The sequence below is a fragment of the Dactylosporangium darangshiense genome, assembly GCF_039537565.1.
Classification (GTDB): domain Bacteria; phylum Actinomycetota; class Actinomycetes; order Mycobacteriales; family Micromonosporaceae; genus Dactylosporangium; species Dactylosporangium darangshiense.
On record NZ_BAABAT010000015.1, the window covers coordinates 33896 to 51926 of the forward strand.

General features: G+C 73.9%; 15 protein-coding genes and 2 riboswitches. Of the genes, 9 read left to right on the plus strand and 6 right to left on the minus strand.

Annotated elements, in window-relative coordinates; all coding sequences use genetic code 11:
• Position 1 precedes the first annotated feature (1 nt).
• The 4 genes from ABD901_RS26315 (at position 2) to ABD901_RS26330 (ending at position 5472) form a co-directional block, all read left to right on the plus strand.
• Positions 2-1252: an FtsK/SpoIIIE domain-containing protein gene (locus tag ABD901_RS26315; protein ID WP_345130146.1), complete on the plus strand. Its 1251-nt coding sequence runs from the start codon at positions 2-4 to the stop codon at positions 1250-1252.
• A gap of 39 nt (positions 1253-1291) precedes the next feature.
• A riboswitch (glycine riboswitch) is annotated at positions 1292-1383 on the plus strand.
• Positions 1384-1485, plus strand: a riboswitch (glycine riboswitch). It abuts the riboswitch before it with no gap.
• Between the two features lie 32 nt (positions 1486-1517).
• On the plus strand, positions 1518-2882 hold the full coding sequence (locus tag ABD901_RS26320; protein WP_345130148.1) for an L-serine ammonia-lyase: 1365 nt from the start codon (positions 1518-1520) through the stop codon (positions 2880-2882).
• Between the two features lie 24 nt (positions 2883-2906).
• Entirely contained in the window at positions 2907-5108 is a 2202-nt protein-coding gene (locus ABD901_RS26325; protein WP_345130150.1) for an MMPL family transporter, read from the plus strand.
• Positions 5109-5118: 10 nt separating this feature from the next.
• Positions 5119-5472, plus strand: coding sequence for a low temperature requirement protein A (locus tag ABD901_RS26330; protein ID WP_345130152.1), 354 nt, complete (start codon positions 5119-5121; stop codon positions 5470-5472).
• Here the strand turns inward: ABD901_RS26330 and ABD901_RS26335 are convergent.
• Complete coding sequence (locus ABD901_RS26335) at positions 5462-6598, minus strand: SPFH domain-containing protein (protein ID WP_345130154.1); 1137 nt, start codon at positions 6596-6598, stop codon at positions 5462-5464. The genes ABD901_RS26330 and ABD901_RS26335 overlap by 11 nt on opposite strands.
• A gap of 13 nt (positions 6599-6611) precedes the next feature.
• Positions 6612-6848 (minus strand): hypothetical protein, encoded by a 237-nt coding sequence (locus tag ABD901_RS26340; RefSeq protein ID WP_345130156.1) that lies wholly within the window; start codon positions 6846-6848, stop codon positions 6612-6614.
• Between the two features lie 613 nt (positions 6849-7461).
• Here ABD901_RS26340 and ABD901_RS26345 point away from each other — a divergent pair.
• Positions 7462-8346, plus strand: coding sequence for an NYN domain-containing protein (locus ABD901_RS26345; protein WP_345130158.1), 885 nt, complete (start codon positions 7462-7464; stop codon positions 8344-8346).
• Positions 8347-8403: 57 nt separating this feature from the next.
• Here ABD901_RS26345 and ABD901_RS26350 read toward each other — a convergent pair whose 3' ends face one another.
• Positions 8404-9162 (minus strand): DUF6928 family protein, encoded by a 759-nt coding sequence (locus ABD901_RS26350; RefSeq protein WP_380132084.1) that lies wholly within the window; start codon positions 9160-9162, stop codon positions 8404-8406.
• Positions 9163-9347: 185 nt separating this feature from the next.
• On the opposite strand from ABD901_RS26350, the gene ABD901_RS26355 reads away from it, so the two are divergent.
• Positions 9348-10715: a M4 family metallopeptidase gene (locus tag ABD901_RS26355; RefSeq protein WP_345130162.1), complete on the plus strand. Its 1368-nt coding sequence runs from the start codon at positions 9348-9350 to the stop codon at positions 10713-10715.
• A gap of 10 nt (positions 10716-10725) precedes the next feature.
• Here ABD901_RS26355 and ABD901_RS26360 read toward each other — a convergent pair whose 3' ends face one another.
• Together ABD901_RS26360 and ABD901_RS26365 are read right to left on the minus strand one after the other, a co-directional pair.
• Complete coding sequence (locus ABD901_RS26360) at positions 10726-11982, minus strand: helix-turn-helix domain-containing protein (protein ID WP_345130165.1); 1257 nt, start codon at positions 11980-11982, stop codon at positions 10726-10728.
• Positions 11979-13277: a helix-turn-helix domain-containing protein gene (locus tag ABD901_RS26365; RefSeq protein ID WP_345130167.1), complete on the minus strand. Its 1299-nt coding sequence runs from the start codon at positions 13275-13277 to the stop codon at positions 11979-11981. Before ABD901_RS26365 ends, ABD901_RS26360 begins: the two co-directional genes overlap by 4 nt.
• A 53-nt stretch (positions 13278-13330) precedes the next feature.
• On the opposite strand from ABD901_RS26365, the gene ABD901_RS26370 reads away from it, so the two are divergent.
• Complete coding sequence (locus ABD901_RS26370) at positions 13331-13759, plus strand: hypothetical protein (RefSeq protein WP_345130168.1); 429 nt, start codon at positions 13331-13333, stop codon at positions 13757-13759.
• Here ABD901_RS26370 and ABD901_RS26375 read toward each other — a convergent pair.
• Positions 13732-14679 carry a GlxA family transcriptional regulator gene (locus ABD901_RS26375; protein WP_345130169.1) on the minus strand — a complete coding sequence of 316 codons (948 nt, stop codon included), beginning with the start codon at positions 14677-14679 and terminating at the stop codon, positions 13732-13734. The two genes, ABD901_RS26370 and ABD901_RS26375, sit on opposite strands and share 28 nt — an antisense overlap.
• Before the next feature lie 70 nt (positions 14680-14749).
• Here ABD901_RS26375 and ABD901_RS26380 point away from each other — a divergent pair, with 70 nt between their 5' ends.
• On the plus strand, positions 14750-15460 hold the full coding sequence (locus ABD901_RS26380) for an MBL fold metallo-hydrolase (RefSeq protein ID WP_345130171.1): 711 nt from the start codon (positions 14750-14752) through the stop codon (positions 15458-15460).
• Positions 15461-15607: 147 nt separating this feature from the next.
• Positions 15608-17974, plus strand: coding sequence for an Hsp70 family protein (locus ABD901_RS26385; protein ID WP_345130173.1), 2367 nt, complete (start codon positions 15608-15610; stop codon positions 17972-17974).
• Positions 17975-18031: the final 57 nt, after the last annotated feature.

Consider the following 18031-nt stretch of genomic DNA (forward strand, 5'->3'; position numbering starts at 1 on the left):
GATGCAGGCGACCTGGGGAACTGTCCGCATCGATCTGGACGCGACACCACACGTACTGATCGGCGGCACCGACGGGGCCGGGCTCGAGGGGGCCGTGCGGGGCTTCATCGCCGCGCTGCGCCGCGAGCACCCGCCGCAGGAGCTGCGGCTCCTGCTCGCCGACCCGCACGGGCACCAGTTCGGGCGGCTCGGCGACACCGTCGTGGCGAGCACGCCGTACCTCGTCGGCCGCCTCAACGAGGTCCTGCTCGGCGAGCTCGCGCGCCGCACCCGCGACCCGCTGGCCCGGCGTCCCCGGCTGCTCGTCGCGCTGTGGACGCTGGCCGGCGACACCGGGCTCGCGCCCGCCCTCGCGCGGATCGCCCGCGACGGCGCCGCGCTCGGCGTGCACCTGCTGGTGAGCGACAACCGCTACGTGCCGATCCCGATCGACCCCTACCTGACCTTGCGCGCGTCGATGCGCTCCATCAGCGAGCGCCAGTCGCGCGACCTCGTCGGCGTGCCCGACGCCTACCGGCTCGGGCTCGTCGGCGAGGCGCTGCTGCGCGCCGGCGACGGCCCGCCCGTGTGGCTGCGGCCCGAGCGCGCGGACGAGCCGATCCCGGTCGAGGCCGCCGGCACGCCGCCGCTGTGGACACCGCCGCCCGGCGCGCCGCCGATCCCGGACGCCGGGTCCGAGGGCAGGCGGCGGGTCCGGCTCGGCGTCGTCGACCGGCCCTTCGAGCACCGCCGCGACCCCCTCGTCTGCGACCTGGCCGAAAGCCTCGCCATCGTCGGCGGCCCGCAGTCGGGCAAGACGACCGCGGTGCGCAACCTGGTGACCGCGCTCGCGCCGGCCCGGGTGCGGGTCGCCGTGCTCGACCTGACCGGCCGGCTCGCCGACCTCGCCGGGCTGCCGCACGTCGCGGCCGTCGCCGGTGGCCGGGACCGGGATGCGGTACGCCGCACCGCACAGCTCGCCGCCGGCGACCCCGGCGGCATGCTCCTGGTCGTCGACGACGCCTCGCGGCTGCGCGACCACGACGACGCGTACGACATCGTGCGCCTCATGGCGCGGCGCGAACTGCCGTTCGTGGTCACCGCGCACCGCTGGAGCGAGCCCGGCCGGCGCATCGAGCTGCGCCTCGACCCCCGCGACTCCGCGATCTCGCCGTCCGCCGCGGCGCTCGTGCCCCACGAGCCCGGCCACGGCATCGTCGCCGGCGACGGGCCTGGCAGCGCGCTGCACGTGTACCTCGCACCCGCGCCCTGAACGCCGTAGGATACGCACCCGACAACCGCATACGCCGTTCGAACCGCGACGGGAGAGCCCCCGCACCTCGGGGCGCCGAAGGAGCAACTCCTCCCCGGGAATCTCTCAGGCCCACGTACCGCCGCGGCCAGGCGACTCTGAAAAGCCGGGACGCCGCGTCCCGCGCCCACGGTGCAACCCGCCCGCGTCCCGGGCGGCGAAGCTCTCAGGCATTCGATGACAGAGCGGGGAGGCCCACCCTCCGTCCTCGACCAGGGAGCCTCTCGTGACGGCGCTCAGCGCGTTCGACCTGTACTCGATCGGCATCGGCCCCTCCTCCTCACACACCGTGGGCCCGATGCGCGCCGCCCGCCGCTTCGTCGCCGGCCTCGCCGACGACGGGCTCCTGCCGCAGGTCGGGCGCATCCGGGCCGAGCTGTTCGGCTCCCTCGGCGCCACCGGGCACGGCCACGGCTCGGCGCCCGCCGTGGTCCTGGGCCTGCAGGGCGAGGACCCCGCCACCGTGGACACCGACACGACCGGCGCCCGGTTCGCCGCGGTCCGCGACTCGGGACGGATCGGCCTGCTGTCCGGCACCCGGACGATCCCGTTCGACCTGGATGCCGATCTGGTACTCCACCGTCGCCGCAGCCTCCCCGAGCACCCGAACGGCATGCGCTTCCACGCCTGGACGCCCGCGGGGGAGCCCGTCGCCGAGCGCACGTACTTCTCCGTCGGCGGCGGCTTCGTCGTCGGCCCCGGCGGCGCCGTCGTGCCCGGCGACGCTCCCGTCAAGTTCCCGTTCGGCACCGGCGCCGAGCTGCTCGCGCACTGCGACGGCCGGTCAATCAGCGACGTGATGCTCGCCAACGAGCAGGCCTGGCGCTCCGAGGCCGACGTCCGCGCCGGCCTGCTGCACATCTGGTCGGTCATGCAGGAGTGCGTGCAGCGCGGCTGCACCCGCCCCGAGGGCGTCCTGCCCGGCGGCCTGAAGGTCCGCCGCCGCGCACCCGCCCTGCACGCCGACCTGTCCGCAGAGCCCGGCACGCACGACCCGCTGCACGTCCTTGACTGGGTCAACCTCTACGCCCTGGCCGTCAACGAGGAGAACGCCTCCGGCGGCCGGGTCGTCACCGCGCCCACCAACGGCGCCGCCGGCATCATCCCCGCCGTCCTGCACTACTACACCCGGTTCGTCCCGGGCGCCGACGACGACGGCGTCGTGCGCTTCCTGCTCGCCGCGGCCGCCGTCGCCATCATCATCAAGGGCGGCGCCTCGATCTCCGGCGCCGAGGTCGGCTGCCAGGGCGAGGTCGGCTCGGCGTGCGCCATGGCCGCGGCCGGGCTGTGCGAGGTCCTCGGCGGCGACCCGCGCCAGGTCGAGAACGCCGCCGAGATCGGCCTCGAGCACAACCTCGGCCTGACCTGCGACCCGGTCGGCGGCCTGGTGCAGATCCCCTGCATCGAACGCAACGCCATCGCCAGCGTCAAGGCCATCAACGCCGCCCGCCTGGCCCTCAACGGCGACGGCGCGCACCACGTCACCCTGGACAAGGCCGTGCGCACCATGCGCGAGACCGGCCGCGACATGTCGATCAAGTACAAGGAAACCGCCCGCGGCGGGCTTGCGGTGACTGTCATCGAGTGCTGAGCCCGCCGTGAGAAGCTGTGCCTCATGGCGCAGGGCGTGGTGGCGAGGATCGGGCGGTTCTGCTTCCGGCACCGCTGGTCGGTGATCGGCCTCTGGCTGGTCGTGGTCGTGCTCGGCGGCCTCGCCTTCGGGCCGGTCTTCGGCGCGATCGCGGACCCGAGCAACCCCAAGCACGTCGAGGCGATCGACGGCCTCGATGCGGTCGCGACCGGCAATGACTCCAGCGGTACCGTCATCGGCCTCGTGAATGGCGTCGACCCCGGCGCCGATGCGGTGCGCGCCACCATCACCTCGGCGGCGCAGGACCTCCAGCAGGCCCCCGGCGTGCGCTCGGTCGCCACGCCCTACTCGGTGCCGCAGGCGCAGGCGCCGGCCTTCCGCGCGACCGACGGGCGCGGGCTGCTCGTCGTAGTCACGCTCGCCAAGCTCGAGCCGGCCGACAGCGACACGATCGTCGCCGACCTGCGCACCCGGCTGCACCGGCTCGACGACGAGCTTTCCGCCGCGGGTGTACCGCAGGCCACGGTCGAGGTCGGCGGCAACCCGGTGCTCAACGCCGAGGTGCGCGGGGTGCAGAAGGCGGACCTCGGGCGGGCCGAGGTGATCTCGCTGCCGCTCACGCTCGTCGTGCTCGTGTTCGTCTTCGGCGGGCTGGTCGCGGCCGGGCTGCCGGTGCTCGCCGCGTTCGTGTCCGTCGCCGCCGCCATGCCGCTGCTGTGGCTGTTCTCCCGCGTCACCGACCTGGACCAGAACGTCGTCACCGTGTGCACGCTGCTCGGCCTCGGGCTGTCGGTCGACTACGGGCTGCTGCTCGTCGCGCGGTACCGCGAGGAGGTCGCCGCCGGATTCGAACCGCAGGAGGCGGTCGGTCGGGCGTGGGCGACGGCCGGGCGCACGATCTTCTTCAGCGCGCTCACCGTCGCCGCCGCGCTGTCCGGGCTCATGATGTTCTCGATCCACCAGCTCAGCGCGCTCGGCGCCGGCGGCGTGTCGATCGCCGTCGTGGCCATGCTCGCCGCGCTCACGTTCACCAGCGCGCTCATCGGCCTGCTGCACCGGCGCATCCGGCCCTCGAAGCACGCGACGGCCCGGGCCGCCGCGCCCGGCGACGACCGCGGGTTCTTCGCCGCCCTGTCCCGCGGCGTGCAGCGCCGGCCGGTGCTCATCGTCGTCGGCACCGCCGCGCTGCTGCTGGCCGCCGGCTCGCCGCTGGTGGGCGCCACGATCAAACTGCCGCGGCTGGAGGGCGTGCCGCGCAGCGTCGAGTCGGCCCGGGTCTCCGACGAGCTCGCCGCGCGGTTCGGCCGGGCCTACCTGCCCGTCGTCACCGTCGTGGCGCGCACCGACGCGGCGAGCCTCGACGCCTACGCCGCGAAGTGGGCCCACGACCCGGCCGTCGCCGGGCTGCAGCCGGCCGCGGCGACCGCCAACGGCGTGGCCACCGTCGACCTGGTGCTGCGCGGCGGCGCGCAGGACGAGGCCGCGCAGGGCCTCGTACACCGGCTGCGCGCCGACCGGCCCGCCGGCGTGCAGTCCTGGGTCGTCGGGGACGCCGCGACGCTCGTCGACGTCGTCGGGCTGATCACCGACGACCTGCCCGCCGCGGTGACCGTGACCCTCGTCGCGATGATGGTGCTGCTGTTCGCGATGACGGGCTCGCTGGTCGTACCCGTGAAGGCCATCCTCGCCAACGTCGTCTCGCTCGGCGCCACGATGGGGGTGATGGTCGCCGTCTTCGAGCACGGCTGGGGCTCCGGAGTGCTGCACACGCTCACCGTCGGCGGCCTGGCCCCGTTCGTCGTCGTGATCGTGTTCGCCTTCGCCTTCGGCCTGTCGATGGACTACGAGGTGTTCCTGCTCGGCCGGATCAAGGAGTACGTCGAGCGCGGCGACGACACCGACACCGCCGTGCGCCGCGGCCTGCAGCACACCGGCCGGATCATCACCTCCGCCGCCCTGCTCATGGTCGTCGTCTTCGGCTGCTTCGCCGCCGCCGACCTCGGCACGATCGAGCAGATCGGCGTCGGCCTGCTCACCGCCGTGGTCATCGACGCCACCGTGGTGCGCTGCCTGCTCGTACCGGCGACGATGACGCTGCTCGGGCGCTTCAACTGGTGGGCGCCGGCCCCGCTGCGCCGCCTGCACGAGCGCATCGGCCTGCGCGAGCACACCCTTCCCGGCCCATCCTCGGCACGCGAGTCGGAGCCGGCCGCCGCATCGCGTTAGATTGGCGATCATGGCTACGCCCGCCGCCGAGGAGCGCCACGCGACCTGGCTGGAGCTGTTCTTCGGCCTCGTCATCGTCGCCGCCGTCGCGCAGCTGGCACACCTGCTGCACGACGGCGTGACGTTCGAGAAGGTGCTGATCTTCGCGTTCGCGTACTACGCGATGTGGAGCATCTGGACCGCGTTCACGCTCTACGCCAACGTCACCGGCACGCGCACCCGCCAGCGGGCCATGCTCGCCGCGATGTTCGGCATCGCCGTGATGGCCTCGTCGAGCGCGGCACGCCGGACCGCCGACACCAGAGCCGCACCGCGTTGCGGTCGCCGGCGTTCCCGCCGGCGACGCGCTCTCGCTACTCCTTGACGTGATCGGCTCGGTCGCCGGCCGTGATGGGCTCGATGACCGGCGCCGGACCCATGCCTTTACGCACCGCTTCCAACAGCGCCATTCCCTGCGCGGCAAGCGACGCGACGACGCTGTTGAGCCCCTCGGCACCGTCCAGCACCGTGAGGTTGGCGCCCTGCAGGCCCTGCGCGGCGGCTCGGATCAGCTCTGGCAGTTGCTGGATGACGAGCTGATCCAGCGCGATCCGGTCCTGCGCAGCGGCGGCCTCGGCGGACAGCTTGGTGGCATCGGCCTGCGCGCGGGCCAGCGTGGTGATGCGTTCGGCCTCGGCCTGCGCGGGTCGGACGACCTCCGCGACCAGCTCGGCCTGGCGCAGCTCGGCGTTCTTTTGCGCGACGAGGGATCGTTCGACCAGAACGCTCTGCTGGGCCTTGGCGGCGGCCAGCGGACCGGACTGGGCGGCCGTTTGCTGGGCCTGATCGATCTCGGCCTGGTACTGCGCCTGGGCGATGGCGGTCTGGCGGGCGTACTCGGCCTGGTTGCGCATGCTCTCCTGCTGCGCCATTGCGCTCGCCTGGTCGGCGATCGCCTGCGCCACCTTGGCTTCCTGGTTGACCCGGGCCTGGTGGGGCGCAGCCAGTGCCCGGATGTACCCCGCGCCCTTGTCGTCGATGCTGCTGATCTGGAGCGAGTCGATGTCCAGGCCGATGCGGGCCATCTCAATCTTGCTCGCATCCACGATAGCGTCCGCCAGGGTCTGCTGCTCGCGGATGATCGCCTCGACCGTCATGCTGCCGATGATGCTTCGCAGGTGACCGCTGAAGATCCGGCCGACGAGGATGGACATTTGTGACTGGTCGCCCTGAAACCGGCGAGCCGCGGCGGCGATCGACTCGTGGTCGTCGCCGACCTTGAAGGCGATGACGGCCCGCACCGCCAGCGTCAGGCCCTGCTTGGTGTAACAGTCCTCCTCGACCTCCGCCTCTTGCATCGCCAGGGTCAGTCGAGAAGCCTTGGAGAACACCGGGATCACGAAGGCGCCGTGTCCGGTCACGATCTTGAACGGGAGTGCGTCCGTGCCTCGCTGCTTGCGCCCACTGATCAGAAGAGCCTCGTTGGGAGCGGGCACGCGGTAACCGAACATTGCGGTGGCCTCTCTAGCCGGTGATGGGGTGGTCCCCGGGCATCGGCGACCACGGTTCGACGTCAACCTGGCGCGCGCCGCGGTAATGGACGACGAGTACGTGGGCCCCGATGGGTATCGGCTCGGCGGCATAGGCGAGGTAGTGATGGGGAATGCCCTGCGCCACGACCCGGATCTCCCCGGCCCGATCGCCTCCGCGTACCGCAGTGACCACCACACCGAGCTTGCCCACCAGTGCCTGACCGTGCACCGCTGCTCCCTACCAGTCGTCCACTCCGTGCGGGACCGCGCGTCGTGACGTGTGCGTTCCAGATTGTGCACCCGCGCCGCCAGCGCGCGTGTCCCGGTAGGGCTCAGGAACGGGTACGGCCCGGCCGCAGCGCCAAGGCCCGACGGGCCCATCCCGAGCGGCGGGGCACTCGTCGGGCGCGGTAGCAGCGAGGATCCTGTGCCAGGTCTCGGAATTCGATCTTTTTGATCAGCGACGTGAACTCGTCAAACGCTTGGCCAGCGTGGCGCCGACGATCATGATCGTGCGGTCCGCATGGTGCATCGTCCGGTCCACCATCTCGAGCGGTCTGTCCGGTTCGCTGAGCGTCGGCACAGGTGCGCACAGGGCGGCCACAGCGATCGTTGTCGATGATGGCGGCGTGAGGGCAGCCGTCGATGTCGTACGAACGGGGCGGGCTCGTCGTGGTGCCGCCTGGGCGGGGTGCGCCGCGGCCTGCTGGTCACTGGGGTACGCGATCCTTGGCCTGTACTGGTGGTCGGGCGGAGCGGGGTTCCCGTTTGCGCGAATCGACGACAACCACCGGTCCGGGTCGATTCTCGAGGGCAGTGACGTCGCTGTGGTGGCGCCGCTCATGGCCCTACTCGGACTGGGCGGCGCGGCAGTCGCGGTGTACATGGCGCTTGCGCGGCGAGCCGTGCGGGGCTCGTGGGCGGTCATCGGCTTCGGCTGGGCGATGGCGGCCGGGCTCGCACTGGTGTTGCCCGACTACTCGCTGCTGGCGTTCGTGGCGTTCGCGCCGCTGTTGCTGGTCTTCGTCTTCACCGGCGTGCCGGGCCCGCAGGACGGCATCGGCGACATCATGTACTGGCACCGCACCAACCTGATGATCCTGTTCGCCGGCGGGCTGCTGTGGGCTTGGGCGGCGGTGACGTACCGGCGCCGGATACGCGGCGCCTGCGTGCGCTGCGGCCGCGTCGAGGGCCACGCCAGCGGGCCGGAGCGCGTGGACCTGCTGCGCTGGGGCCGAAGAGCGGTACTCGTGGCGGTACTCGCCCCGGTGCCGTACGAGATTACTCGGATCGCCTGGTTCTTCGGTCTGCCGCTGGGCATCCCGCACGACTTCCTGACGATGATGCAGGACACGCCCGGAATGCTGGAGGTCGGCCTCGGCTGCGCGCTCGCCTCCATCGGCGGCGGAATCCTCACCCGTGGACTGGTGAGCCGATGGGGCGAGTTCTACCCACGCTGGATGTTCTGGCGGGCGGGACGCCGGGTGCCGCCCATGCTCGCGGTGGTCCCGGCGGCGGTGGTCGCCGTCGCACTCGTCCCAGCAGGGTTGATGAACCTGCGCCTGCCGACCACCGCCGACACCTGGGCGGTCAGCGCGCCAGGCGTCCTGTGGACCGTATGGGGCGTGGCGCTCGGCGCCGCCACACTCGCCTACCATCTGCGCCGTCGGCCCCCGTGCCGCCGCTGTGGCCGCGGCCGGCTCGACCCCGGCGAGCACAAGACCTGAGCAAACTCGCCCGTACCGCAAGCAAGGCCGGCCGGGTCAGCGCTGCGCGGCGGTTCGTCAGAGATCGTCGAGGCTGACCTCGACCATGCGGCCGTCGCGGTACTGGAAGAACCGCGGTTGTCCCATGGTTTCGCGGGCGGCCTGCAGCGAGGCCTCGCGTTGGGCCTGTTCGGCGCCGGTGGGGTCGGTGACGCGGAAGCCCGGTAGCCCGATCTGATGCGCCGGCACGTCGTTGGGCTCGGGCCGGCCTTCGAGGACGAAGCCGAAAAGGTGACGCAGTGCTTCCTCACCCAGATCCAGGGGATGGAACGGCAGCGGGTACGGACCTTCCGCGGGCCAGCCCGGCATGGGTTCCACCGGGTGGGCTCCGGCCCAATAGGACTCCTCGAACGGCAGCGGCGCTCCGATGTTCTCCATGATCCCTTCCCCCGGGGAAAGGCTCAGGGACCGGACGAGTACACCGTCGTCCCAGATCGCGAAGGCCAGCCAGTCGACGACGGAGTGCATTGCGTGGAGCAACATGCGGCGCCCAGCGCCCAGCTGCAGTAGGTGTGCCGGTAACTCTGACGGACGGTCCACCATGAAACGCCGGTCACAGGCGAGGTCCAGGCCGGGAACGCTCAATGCGTACACCATGTCGTCCGGCGGATAGACGGCTTCCCACAAGTCGCGTTGGCCGTCCGGCTCGATCCGATAACCGGGATACAGGCGCTCGATCAGCGCGGGCGTCAACTCTGCGCTGGCCACTGGACGTTGCCTGAGGAGTGGACCAGCATCACCGTCGACAAACGCCAGGACACCCGTCTTTGCGCCCATGCCTGCCCCCGCTCGCACCGTTGCTTGCGCAGCACCCTACCGACTGTCCTGTCGGCGCTTGCGCAGCAGATCTCCTTCGGACTCCAGGCCACGCGGAGCGTCCGCTGGTCGGTGACTCGCAGTGGAGTGCAGCATGAATGTCCGGGAGTGGGTGGCGTATCGACGGTGGTCTTTACGTTCGGGGCGTGACACATCAGATGGGCCACGCGATCGACCAGTACACGGGCGCGGGCACCGCGGCGGAGAACGGGCTCGGGGAGGGCACCGGCGACATCTTCGGTGCGCTCACCGAGTGGTACGCCAACAACCCGAACGACCCGCCGGACTACACCGTCGGCGAGGAGGTCAACCTCGTCGGCAGCGGTCCGATCCGGTACATGTACCGGCCCTCGACCAACGGCGACCCCGACTGCTACTCCTCGGCGATCCCGCGCACCGAGGTGCACAGCGCCGCCGGACCGCTCAACCACTGGTTCTACCTCGTCGCCGAGGGCACCAACCCGGGCGACGGGCAGCCGACCAGCCCCACCTGCAACGGCACGACCGTTCCCGGCGTGGGCATCCAGAAGGCCGGGCAGATCTTCCTGGGCGCGATGAACATGAAGACCTCCGGCTGGTCCTACGCCAAGTACCGCGGCGCGACCCTGCGCGCCGCCGTCAACCTCTTCGGCGCGAACTCCCAGGAGTGCAACACGGTCAAGGCGGCCTGGAGCGCCGTCAGCGTTCCCGCCCAGTCGGGGGAGCCGGCCTGCGGTACCGCGCAGCAGAACGACTTCTCGCTGAACCTCTCGCCGTCGTCGGGCTCCGTCGCGCAGGGCGGCACCGTGAGCGCGACGGTCGCCACGCAGGTCACGTCGGGCACCGCGCAGACGGTCGGCCTGAGCGCGTCCGGGCTGGGCACCGGCGTCACCGGCACGTTCAGCCCGGCCTCGGTCACGGCGGGCGGCTCGTCGACGCTGACGTTCACGGCGAGCTCGAACGCCACCGCCGGCACCCGCACGGTGACGGTGACCGGCACCGGCGCGTCCGGCAGCCACACCGCCACGTACGCGCTGACGGTCACCACCACCCAGCCGGGCAACAGCTTCTCGCTGTCGCTGTCGCCGTCCTCGGCGACCGTGGCGCCCGGCGCCTCCACCACCTCGACGGTCGCGACCGCGACCACGCAGGGCAGCCCGCAGCCGGTGACGCTGTCGGTGAGCGGGGCCCCGGCCGGCGTCACGGCGACGGTCAGCCCGTCGTCGGTCACGTCCGGCGGCTCGGCGACGCTGACGGTCTCGGCCGCCTCGACGGCCGCCGCCGGCACCTACACGCTCACCGTCACCGGCGCCGGCACCTCGTCGACGCAGGCGGCGACGTTCACGCTCACCGTGTCCGGCGGCACCCCGCCCGGCTGCGGCGGCGTGGCGGCCTGGAGCGCCACGAAGCCGTACGTGCCCGGTGACCGGGTGTCGTACAACGGCCACCTGTGGAACTCCACCTGGTACTCCACCGGCGCCGAGCCCGGCGCGCCCGGATCCTGGGCGGTCTGGACCGACGCCGGTAGCTGCTGACTCCGGGGAGTCAGCGGTGCGGTGCGGGCGCAGTACCGGTGGTGGCCGGTGCCCGCGCCGCGGAGATCTGCTCCACGTCGCGTAGCCCGGCGTGGAGCAGGTCCGCGGCCTCCTCGGCGCGCCCACCCGCGTCGAGGAGGTCCGCGAGCGCCAGCACGACGGTCGCGAGCTCCCGCCCGTCCGCGGCGGCCCGGTAGCCGTCCACGGCGGCGCGCAGGTGCCGCTCGGCACCCGTCGCGTCGCCGTCGTCGAGCGCGAGCCGCGCCCGCGCGTGCGCGACGGCCGGGCCGTCCACTGTGGACTCAGCCAGCAGGAGGGCCGCCTCCGGGCCGCGCCGCAGCGCCCGTCGGACGAGCGCGAGGTCGGCCACGACCGCGCCGTCGCCGGGCAGCGCCCGGTGCGCGGCCGCCAGATCCGCCTCCGCCGCCCCCGGGTCGTCCTGCGCCCGTCCGCGCAGCCACCGGCACCGGGCCAGGGCCGGGGCCAGCCGGGCCGCCCCGATCGCGTCGAAGGCGCGTGCGAGCGCCGTTTCGGCGCCGGGCTCGTCGCCGCCGGCCAGCAGCGTCCCGGCCACGGCCAGGTGTCCGCGGGCCGCCGCGACGGGGTCCTCCGGGCCGGCGAATGCCAGTGCGGCCTGCGCCGAGCGTGCCGCCGCCGCCCACTCGCCGGCCTCCGCGTTGCACACCGCGAGGTCCGCGTGCAGCGCCAGCAGCGCCGCCGGGTCGGGCAGCCCGGACGCGTGCAGCTCCTCGACGGCCCGCGACAGCAGGTAGGCGGCGTAGCGAACGTCGCCCTGCGCCCGCACGCACGCCGCCCGGCCGGCGACCGCCCCGATCCGCAGGTGGGCCGGGCGGCCGGCGCCCGCCTCCTCGGCCGCCGCGAAGTGCGCCAGCGCCGCGCCGACGTCGCCCGCGCCGAGGTTGAGCCGGCCGAGGCCCTCGTGTGCGCCGGCCGCGACCGCCGGCTCCGATGCCAGGGCGGCATAGGCCGACCGGGCACCCTCCACATCGGACAGGGCGGCGAGGTCGGCCTCGGCGAGGGCGCGCACCAGCAGTACTGCCGCGGCATCCTCCTGACCGGTCACGAGGCGCTGGCGGCTGACGCCCAGGCGCTGGGCGAAGTGGATGAGGGCGTCGGTGCTCGGGGTGCGGCGGCCGGCCTCGACGGAGGAGACGTAGGCCGCCGTGTAGCGCGGCTCGGCCAGCTGGCGCTGCGTGAGGCCCCGCGCGGTCCGCAACTCGAAGACGCGCCGGCCGATGTCCGTCATCGCAGCACCCGGGCGGCCTCGAGGCCGCGGCGGAAGCTGGCCGCCGCATCCGACGTGGCGCCGCGGGACAGCTGCAGCTCGCCGAGGGCGCGGCAGGTCGCCATCACCTCGGCCATCAGGCCGATGCGGGCGTAGCGGTCCGCGGCGCGGGTGAGCAGGGCCTCGGCGCCGTCCTCGGACCGGGCGGCGGCGACGAGGCCGAGCAGGCGGTCGGCCTCGGCCATGCACTCCAGGTGCTGCGAGCGGGCGCAGACCTCGGCGGCCTCCCGCGCCAGGCGCGCGGCCTCGGCGAGGTCGCCCTGGCGGCGGCGCACCTCGGCGAGCTCGAGCGCGGCGCCGGCGAGGTCCTGTGCGGCGCCGACCCGGTCGAGCACCGAGCAGGCGGCGCCGAACGCCTCCGCGGCGCCGTCGAGGCGGCCGACCCGGCGCAGCACGTAGCCGTGCGCCCAGCGGCACAGGCCGACCTCGCGGGTCAGGCCGAGCTCCTCGTAGAGGCGGCCGGCCTCGGTGAACATCCGCTCCGCCTCGGCCAGCTCGTCCTCGCCGCGGCGCAGCTGGCCGGCGATGGTGAGGAACTGGGCCAGCCACTCGCGGTTGGTGTGCCGGGCGAGCAGCGGCTGGGCTTGCGCCTCGACCTGGCGGGCGCGGTCGCGCCAGTCGAGCTCCAGGTAGGCGTACATCAGGGCGCTGGACAGCCGCAGCTGCGCATCCGGGTCGCCGTCGGCGCGGCGGCGCTCGGCGGTCAGCGCCGCCTCGATGCTCGCGACCGCGCCGGCCGCGTCGCCGCCGGCGAACTGGCAGTAGGCGCGGCGGGCGAGCACCGCGGCGCGCGGTGCCGGGCCGGCCGCGGGGAGCAGGCCGGCGAGGTCGTCGAAGGCGGCCATCGCGGCCGTCAGCTCGCCGCGCTGCAGGCGGGCCTCGCCGACGAGGTAGCCGGCCCAGGTCGCGAGGTCGGGCAGGGCGTAGCGGGTGGCGTCGCGGCGGACGCGCTCGAACACGGCCTCGGCGGCGTCGGCCTCGCCCCGGCCCAGCGCCTGGCGGGCCTCGCGCAGCGCCGCGTCCAGCTCGGCGGCGGCGCCCGGCGGGCGGGCGAAGCGCAGGTCGTCCAGCTCCACGTCGAGGCGGCGGGCCACGTGCCGGAGCAGGTCGTCGGTCGGCGAGCGGATGCCGGCCTCGACGGCCGCGAGCAGCGCACGGCTGTACTCCGGCTGCGCGAGGTCGCGCTGCGTGAGCCCGCGGGCGGTCCGCAGCCGGCGGATGCCCGCCCCGACGGACTCCACTGCCTCGGCACTCACGCAGACCACTGTAGCTTCGGCCTCGGTTGACCCCGGTTGGTACGTTGCGCCGCATGCCCGGCCGCCGCATCGCCCTCGTCGTCGCCGCGATCGTCTTCGCGGTGCCCGCGGTTCTGGTGCTCGGCGCGCCGGCCCTGGCCCTGCGGATCGCGCTGCGCGACTCGCCGGGCCTGCGCGAGTTCCTCGCACCGTGGCTGTGGGCGTCGGCCGCCGCGCTGCCGCTGGCGGTGCTGGTCGTCCGCCTGGGCTCGGCCGGCGCCGGTCGCTGGCCGGCGTATGCGCTGCGCGCCGTGCTGCTGCTGGCGGTGCTCAACGGCATCGCGTACGTGCAGCTGGTGCGCCACGAACTGCCGGGCGTCGTGCTGCCGCACGTGCAGTTCGTCTACGGGCCGGCCGCGCTCGCCGCGATCGCGGTGCTGGTCGGAGCGCGGCTGTGGGACCGGCGGCGAGCGGATCAGGCCGCGCGGAAGCTCGCCCGGTAGGTCTGCGGCGGCACGCCGACGACCCGGCGGAAGTGCGGGCGCAGGGCCACGCCGTCGGCGAAGCCGCTGGCCCGCGCGACCGCGTCGACGGCGGCGTCGGTGGTGCTGAGCAGGTGCTGGGCGCGCAGGACGCGCTGGGTGAGCAGCCACTGCAACGGCGAGCAGCCCGTGGCCTGCCGGAAGCGGCGGTCGAACGTGCGGCGGCTCAGGTGTACCGCGCCGGCCAGGGCAGCGACGTCCAGCTCCGCGCTGTCGAGGCGGTCCAGCGCGAACCGCATCGCGTCGGCGACCGCGTCGCCGGCCGGCAGCCGCGGGACCGGGTGCTCGACGAACTGCGCCTGCCCGCCGGCACGCTGCGGCGCGACGACGAGCGCCCGGGCGGCCGCATTGGCGACCTCAGGCCCGTGGTCGCGGCGCAGCAGGTGCAGGCACGCGTCCAGGCCGGCGGCGCTGCCCGCGCTGGTGACGATCGGGCCCTCGTCGACGTAGAGCACGTCGCCGACCACCGACACGTCCGGGAACCGGGCGGCGAAGCGGTCCAGGTGCCGCCAGTGCGTCGTGGCCCGCCGCCCGTCGAGCAGTCCCGCCTCGGCCAGCACGAATGCGCCCAGGCACAGCCCGACGACCGTCGCGCCGTCGTCGTGTGCGCGGCGCACCGCGTCGAGGACCCCGGCGCCGACCGGCGGGCCGCCGGGCGCCCGCCAGCCGGGGACGATCACGACGCCGGCCTCGTCGAGCGCGTCGAGGGGGTGGGGCGCGGTGATCGCGATGCCGGCCGTGGTGGTCAGCGGGCCGGGGCGCTCGCCGGCGGTGCGCACCTCGAAGCCCGCGACGCCGAACACCCGGGGCGCGACGGCGATCTCCAGCATCGGGGCGCCGTCGCCGATGAGGACGCCGATCACGGTACCGCTGCGGCTCATGGCTTGAATGTATCGGACGACGGCTTTCCAGCCACTGTCGGTCCCGTCGCGAGGCGGGGAGGCTTGAAGCATGAAATTCGAGCGCTTCGGCGGGCCCACCGTCTCGTTCACCTACGGCGGCCTGCGCTTCGTGACCGACCCGACCTTCGACGAGCCCGGCGAGTACCCGATCGGCGAACGGAAGCTGGTCAAGACCGCCGCGCCGCTCGCGCCGGCGCCGTCGAGGTCCGACGTCGTGCTGCTCTCGCACGACCAGCACCCCGACAACCTGGACCACTCCGGTCGCACCTTCCTGTCGTCGGTACCCGTGGTGCTCACCACCCCCACGGCCGCCGGACGCCTGGGAGGCACCGCGCGCGGCCTCGAACCGTGGGCGGACGCGACGGTCGGCGCCGTCACGGTCACCGCCGTGCCCGCGCAGCACGGCCCCGACGGCACCGAGCACCTGACCGGCCCCGTCACCGGCTTCGTGCTGGCCGCCGCGGGGGAGCCTACGGTGTACGTCAGCGGCGACAACGCCTCCCTGCGCGTCGTGCGCGAGGTAGCGGACCGCTTCCCCGGCGTCGACGTGGCCGTGCTCTTCGGCGGGGCGGCCCGCACCGCGCTGCTGGGCGAGGCGAACCTCACCCTCGACGCGGCCGGGATGGTCGAGGCGGCACGCATCCTCGGCGTGCGCGAGGTCGTGGCCGCGCACGTCGACTCGTGGGGCCACTTCACCGAGGGCCCCGACGACGTCCGCGCGGCCTTCGACCGGGCAGACCTCGGCGGGCTGCTGCTCTAGCCGCCCAGGTGTAGTACATCCGTGTCCAGGTCCGCTCGGGCCGCGTTTCGCGCCCGGCCTCGCGGCGTTGCGTTGCGGCGACCCGGCAACCCGACACCATCTGTTCGGACAGTGCCACTCCGCGACAGAGATCCATAAGGTGTGCGCGTGACTGCGGGCGGGGATCGGCTGGGCATCGACTTCGGTACCTCGTCGACCGTCGCCGTGCTCCGGGGGCCGGACGGGCGGGTGCGGCCATTGCTGTTCGACGCCTCGCCGCTGCTGTCCTCCGCCGTATCCATCGTCGCCGGCACGCAGCTGCTCACCGGGGCCGACGCCGAGCGGGCCGCGACCGCGTTCCCGGCGGGGCACGAGGCGAACCCGAAGCGGCGCATCGACGACGGGACCGTGTGGCTCGGAGAACGCGAGTACCCGGTCGTCGACCTCATGGCCGCAGTCCTCGCCCGGGCCGCTGCCGAGGCGAGCCGGGTCGCCGGCGGGCCGACCGAGCGAACCGTGCTCACCCACCCGGCGGCGTGGAGCCGGCCCCGGCTGAGTGCGCTCGTCGAGGCGGCGGGCCGGGCCGGGCTTGGGGCTGTCGACCTGGTGGCCGAGCCGGTCGCGGCCGCCGCGTACTTCGTCGAAGTGCTGGGTGGCGCGCTGCCGGCCGGGCGGGCGCTGATCGTGTACGACCTCGGCGCTGGCACGTTCGACGTGAGTATCGTGCGGCGGGCCGGCAAAGACCTCGAGGTCGTGGCGGCCGCCGGGCTCCCCGACGTCGGTGGGCTGGACCTCGACGCCGTGGTGGTCGCACACGCGCGCAGCCTCACAGCGGGCGCGGCCGAGGCGTGGGGGCGGCTCAGCTGGCCGCAGACACCGATCGACCGGCAAGCCCGGTACACACTGTGGCGGGCCGCCCGGGCGGTCAAGGAGCAGCTGTCGCGGCATTCGGCGGCGCAACTGTACGTGCCGATCGTCGACGTCGAGCTACACCTGACCCGGGAGGAGTTCGAGAAGGCGGCCCGGCCGCATGTCGAGCGGACGATCGAGCTGACGCTGCGGACGGTTCGCGAAGCGGGGCTGGCACCGGAGTTGGTCGCGGGCCTGTTCCTCGTGGGCGGGGCGTCGCGGCTGCCGCTGGTGGCGACCCTGCTGCACCGGACGCTGGGGATCGCACCGACCGTGACCGATCAGCCGGAGCTCGTGGTCGCCGAGGGCAGCCTTTCCGCCGGCCTCGCGGTGACGACGGCCCCGATGGTCGTCGCGCCGCCGCCTCCCGAAATTCTCGAAATGTCACCACCGCTTCGCGAACCGGCATCGCTGACAGCGCCGCAACCGGCCCCGCCGGCCACCGCGCAACCGGCCCCGCCGATCCCGGTGCAACCGTTCCAATCGGCGGCACAACCGGCGCCGGAGCCGCGGACGGAGCCGGTGGCGGCTGGGCCGCGGACGGAGCCGGTGGCAGCTGGGCCTGGGACGGAGCCGGTGGCGGCTGGGCCTGAGACAGCGCCGGAGCCCGCGATGCGGCGCGTGTCGCGCCGTGGCCTGCTGCTCGCGGCGGCGGCCGTTCCGGTGGCCGGCGCGGCGGCCGGTCTCGCCGTCTGGCGGCCGTGGCAAGCGAGGCCGGTGCGCAGCGCCAGCGCCGGCGGTGTGCTCACCGGCCACATCGGCACCGTGTCGGGCGTGGCGTTCCACCCGCGCGACAGCAGTACGCTCATCTCGGTGAGCCGGGACAACAGCGCCCGGATCTGGAACGCTGCCACCGGACTGCCGCTCGGCGACCCGATGGTGGGCCACAGCGCCTCGATCGTCGGGTTTGCGCTCAGCGCCGACGGCAAGACGCTCATTACCGGCGGCGTCGACGGTGCTGTCAACGCCTGGGACACCGCGACGCGCAAGCCGAGCAGCGCCGTCCCGCGCTCCTCCACGACGATCAGCGCCGTCGCGCTGAGCCGGGACGGCAAGACCCTCGCCGTTGTCGACAGCAATCGGCTGCGCCTGTGGCGGCTGACCGACCACACCCCGCTCGGCGAGCCGCTCAACGACGCCGACCACAAGGTCGACGCGGTGCGGTTCCACCCGAGCGACAACGGGGTGCTCGCCAGCGACTGGGCCGACGGCGTACGGCTGTGGGACCGCGGCACCCGCCGCGCGATCGGCGCCGACCTGACCGGCGCCGCACCCGACGGCAACGTCTTCGAGTTCAGCCCCGACGGCGACACGCTCGCCGTCGCCGGGCCCGACTACAGCATCATGCTCTGGGACACCGCCAACCACCGGCAGATCGGCAGCCTCGAGTACGGGCACGCCGGCGGCGTGGCCGGCCTGGCCTTCTCACCCGACGGCGCGACCCTGGCCACCTGCGCCACCGACCGGGCCATCCGGCTCTGGGACGTCGCCGGCCGCAAGGTCATCGGGCCCGCGCTCACAGGCCACATCGACAGCGTCACCAGCGTGGCGTTCTCACCGGACGGCAAGACCCTCGCCAGCGGCAGCGTCGACCGGACGATCCGGCTGTGGAACCTCCAGCACTGACCCGGGGTACCAGGTCGCGGCGGCCGGCGGCGAACGGCCGGACGCGAAGGTTTCCCG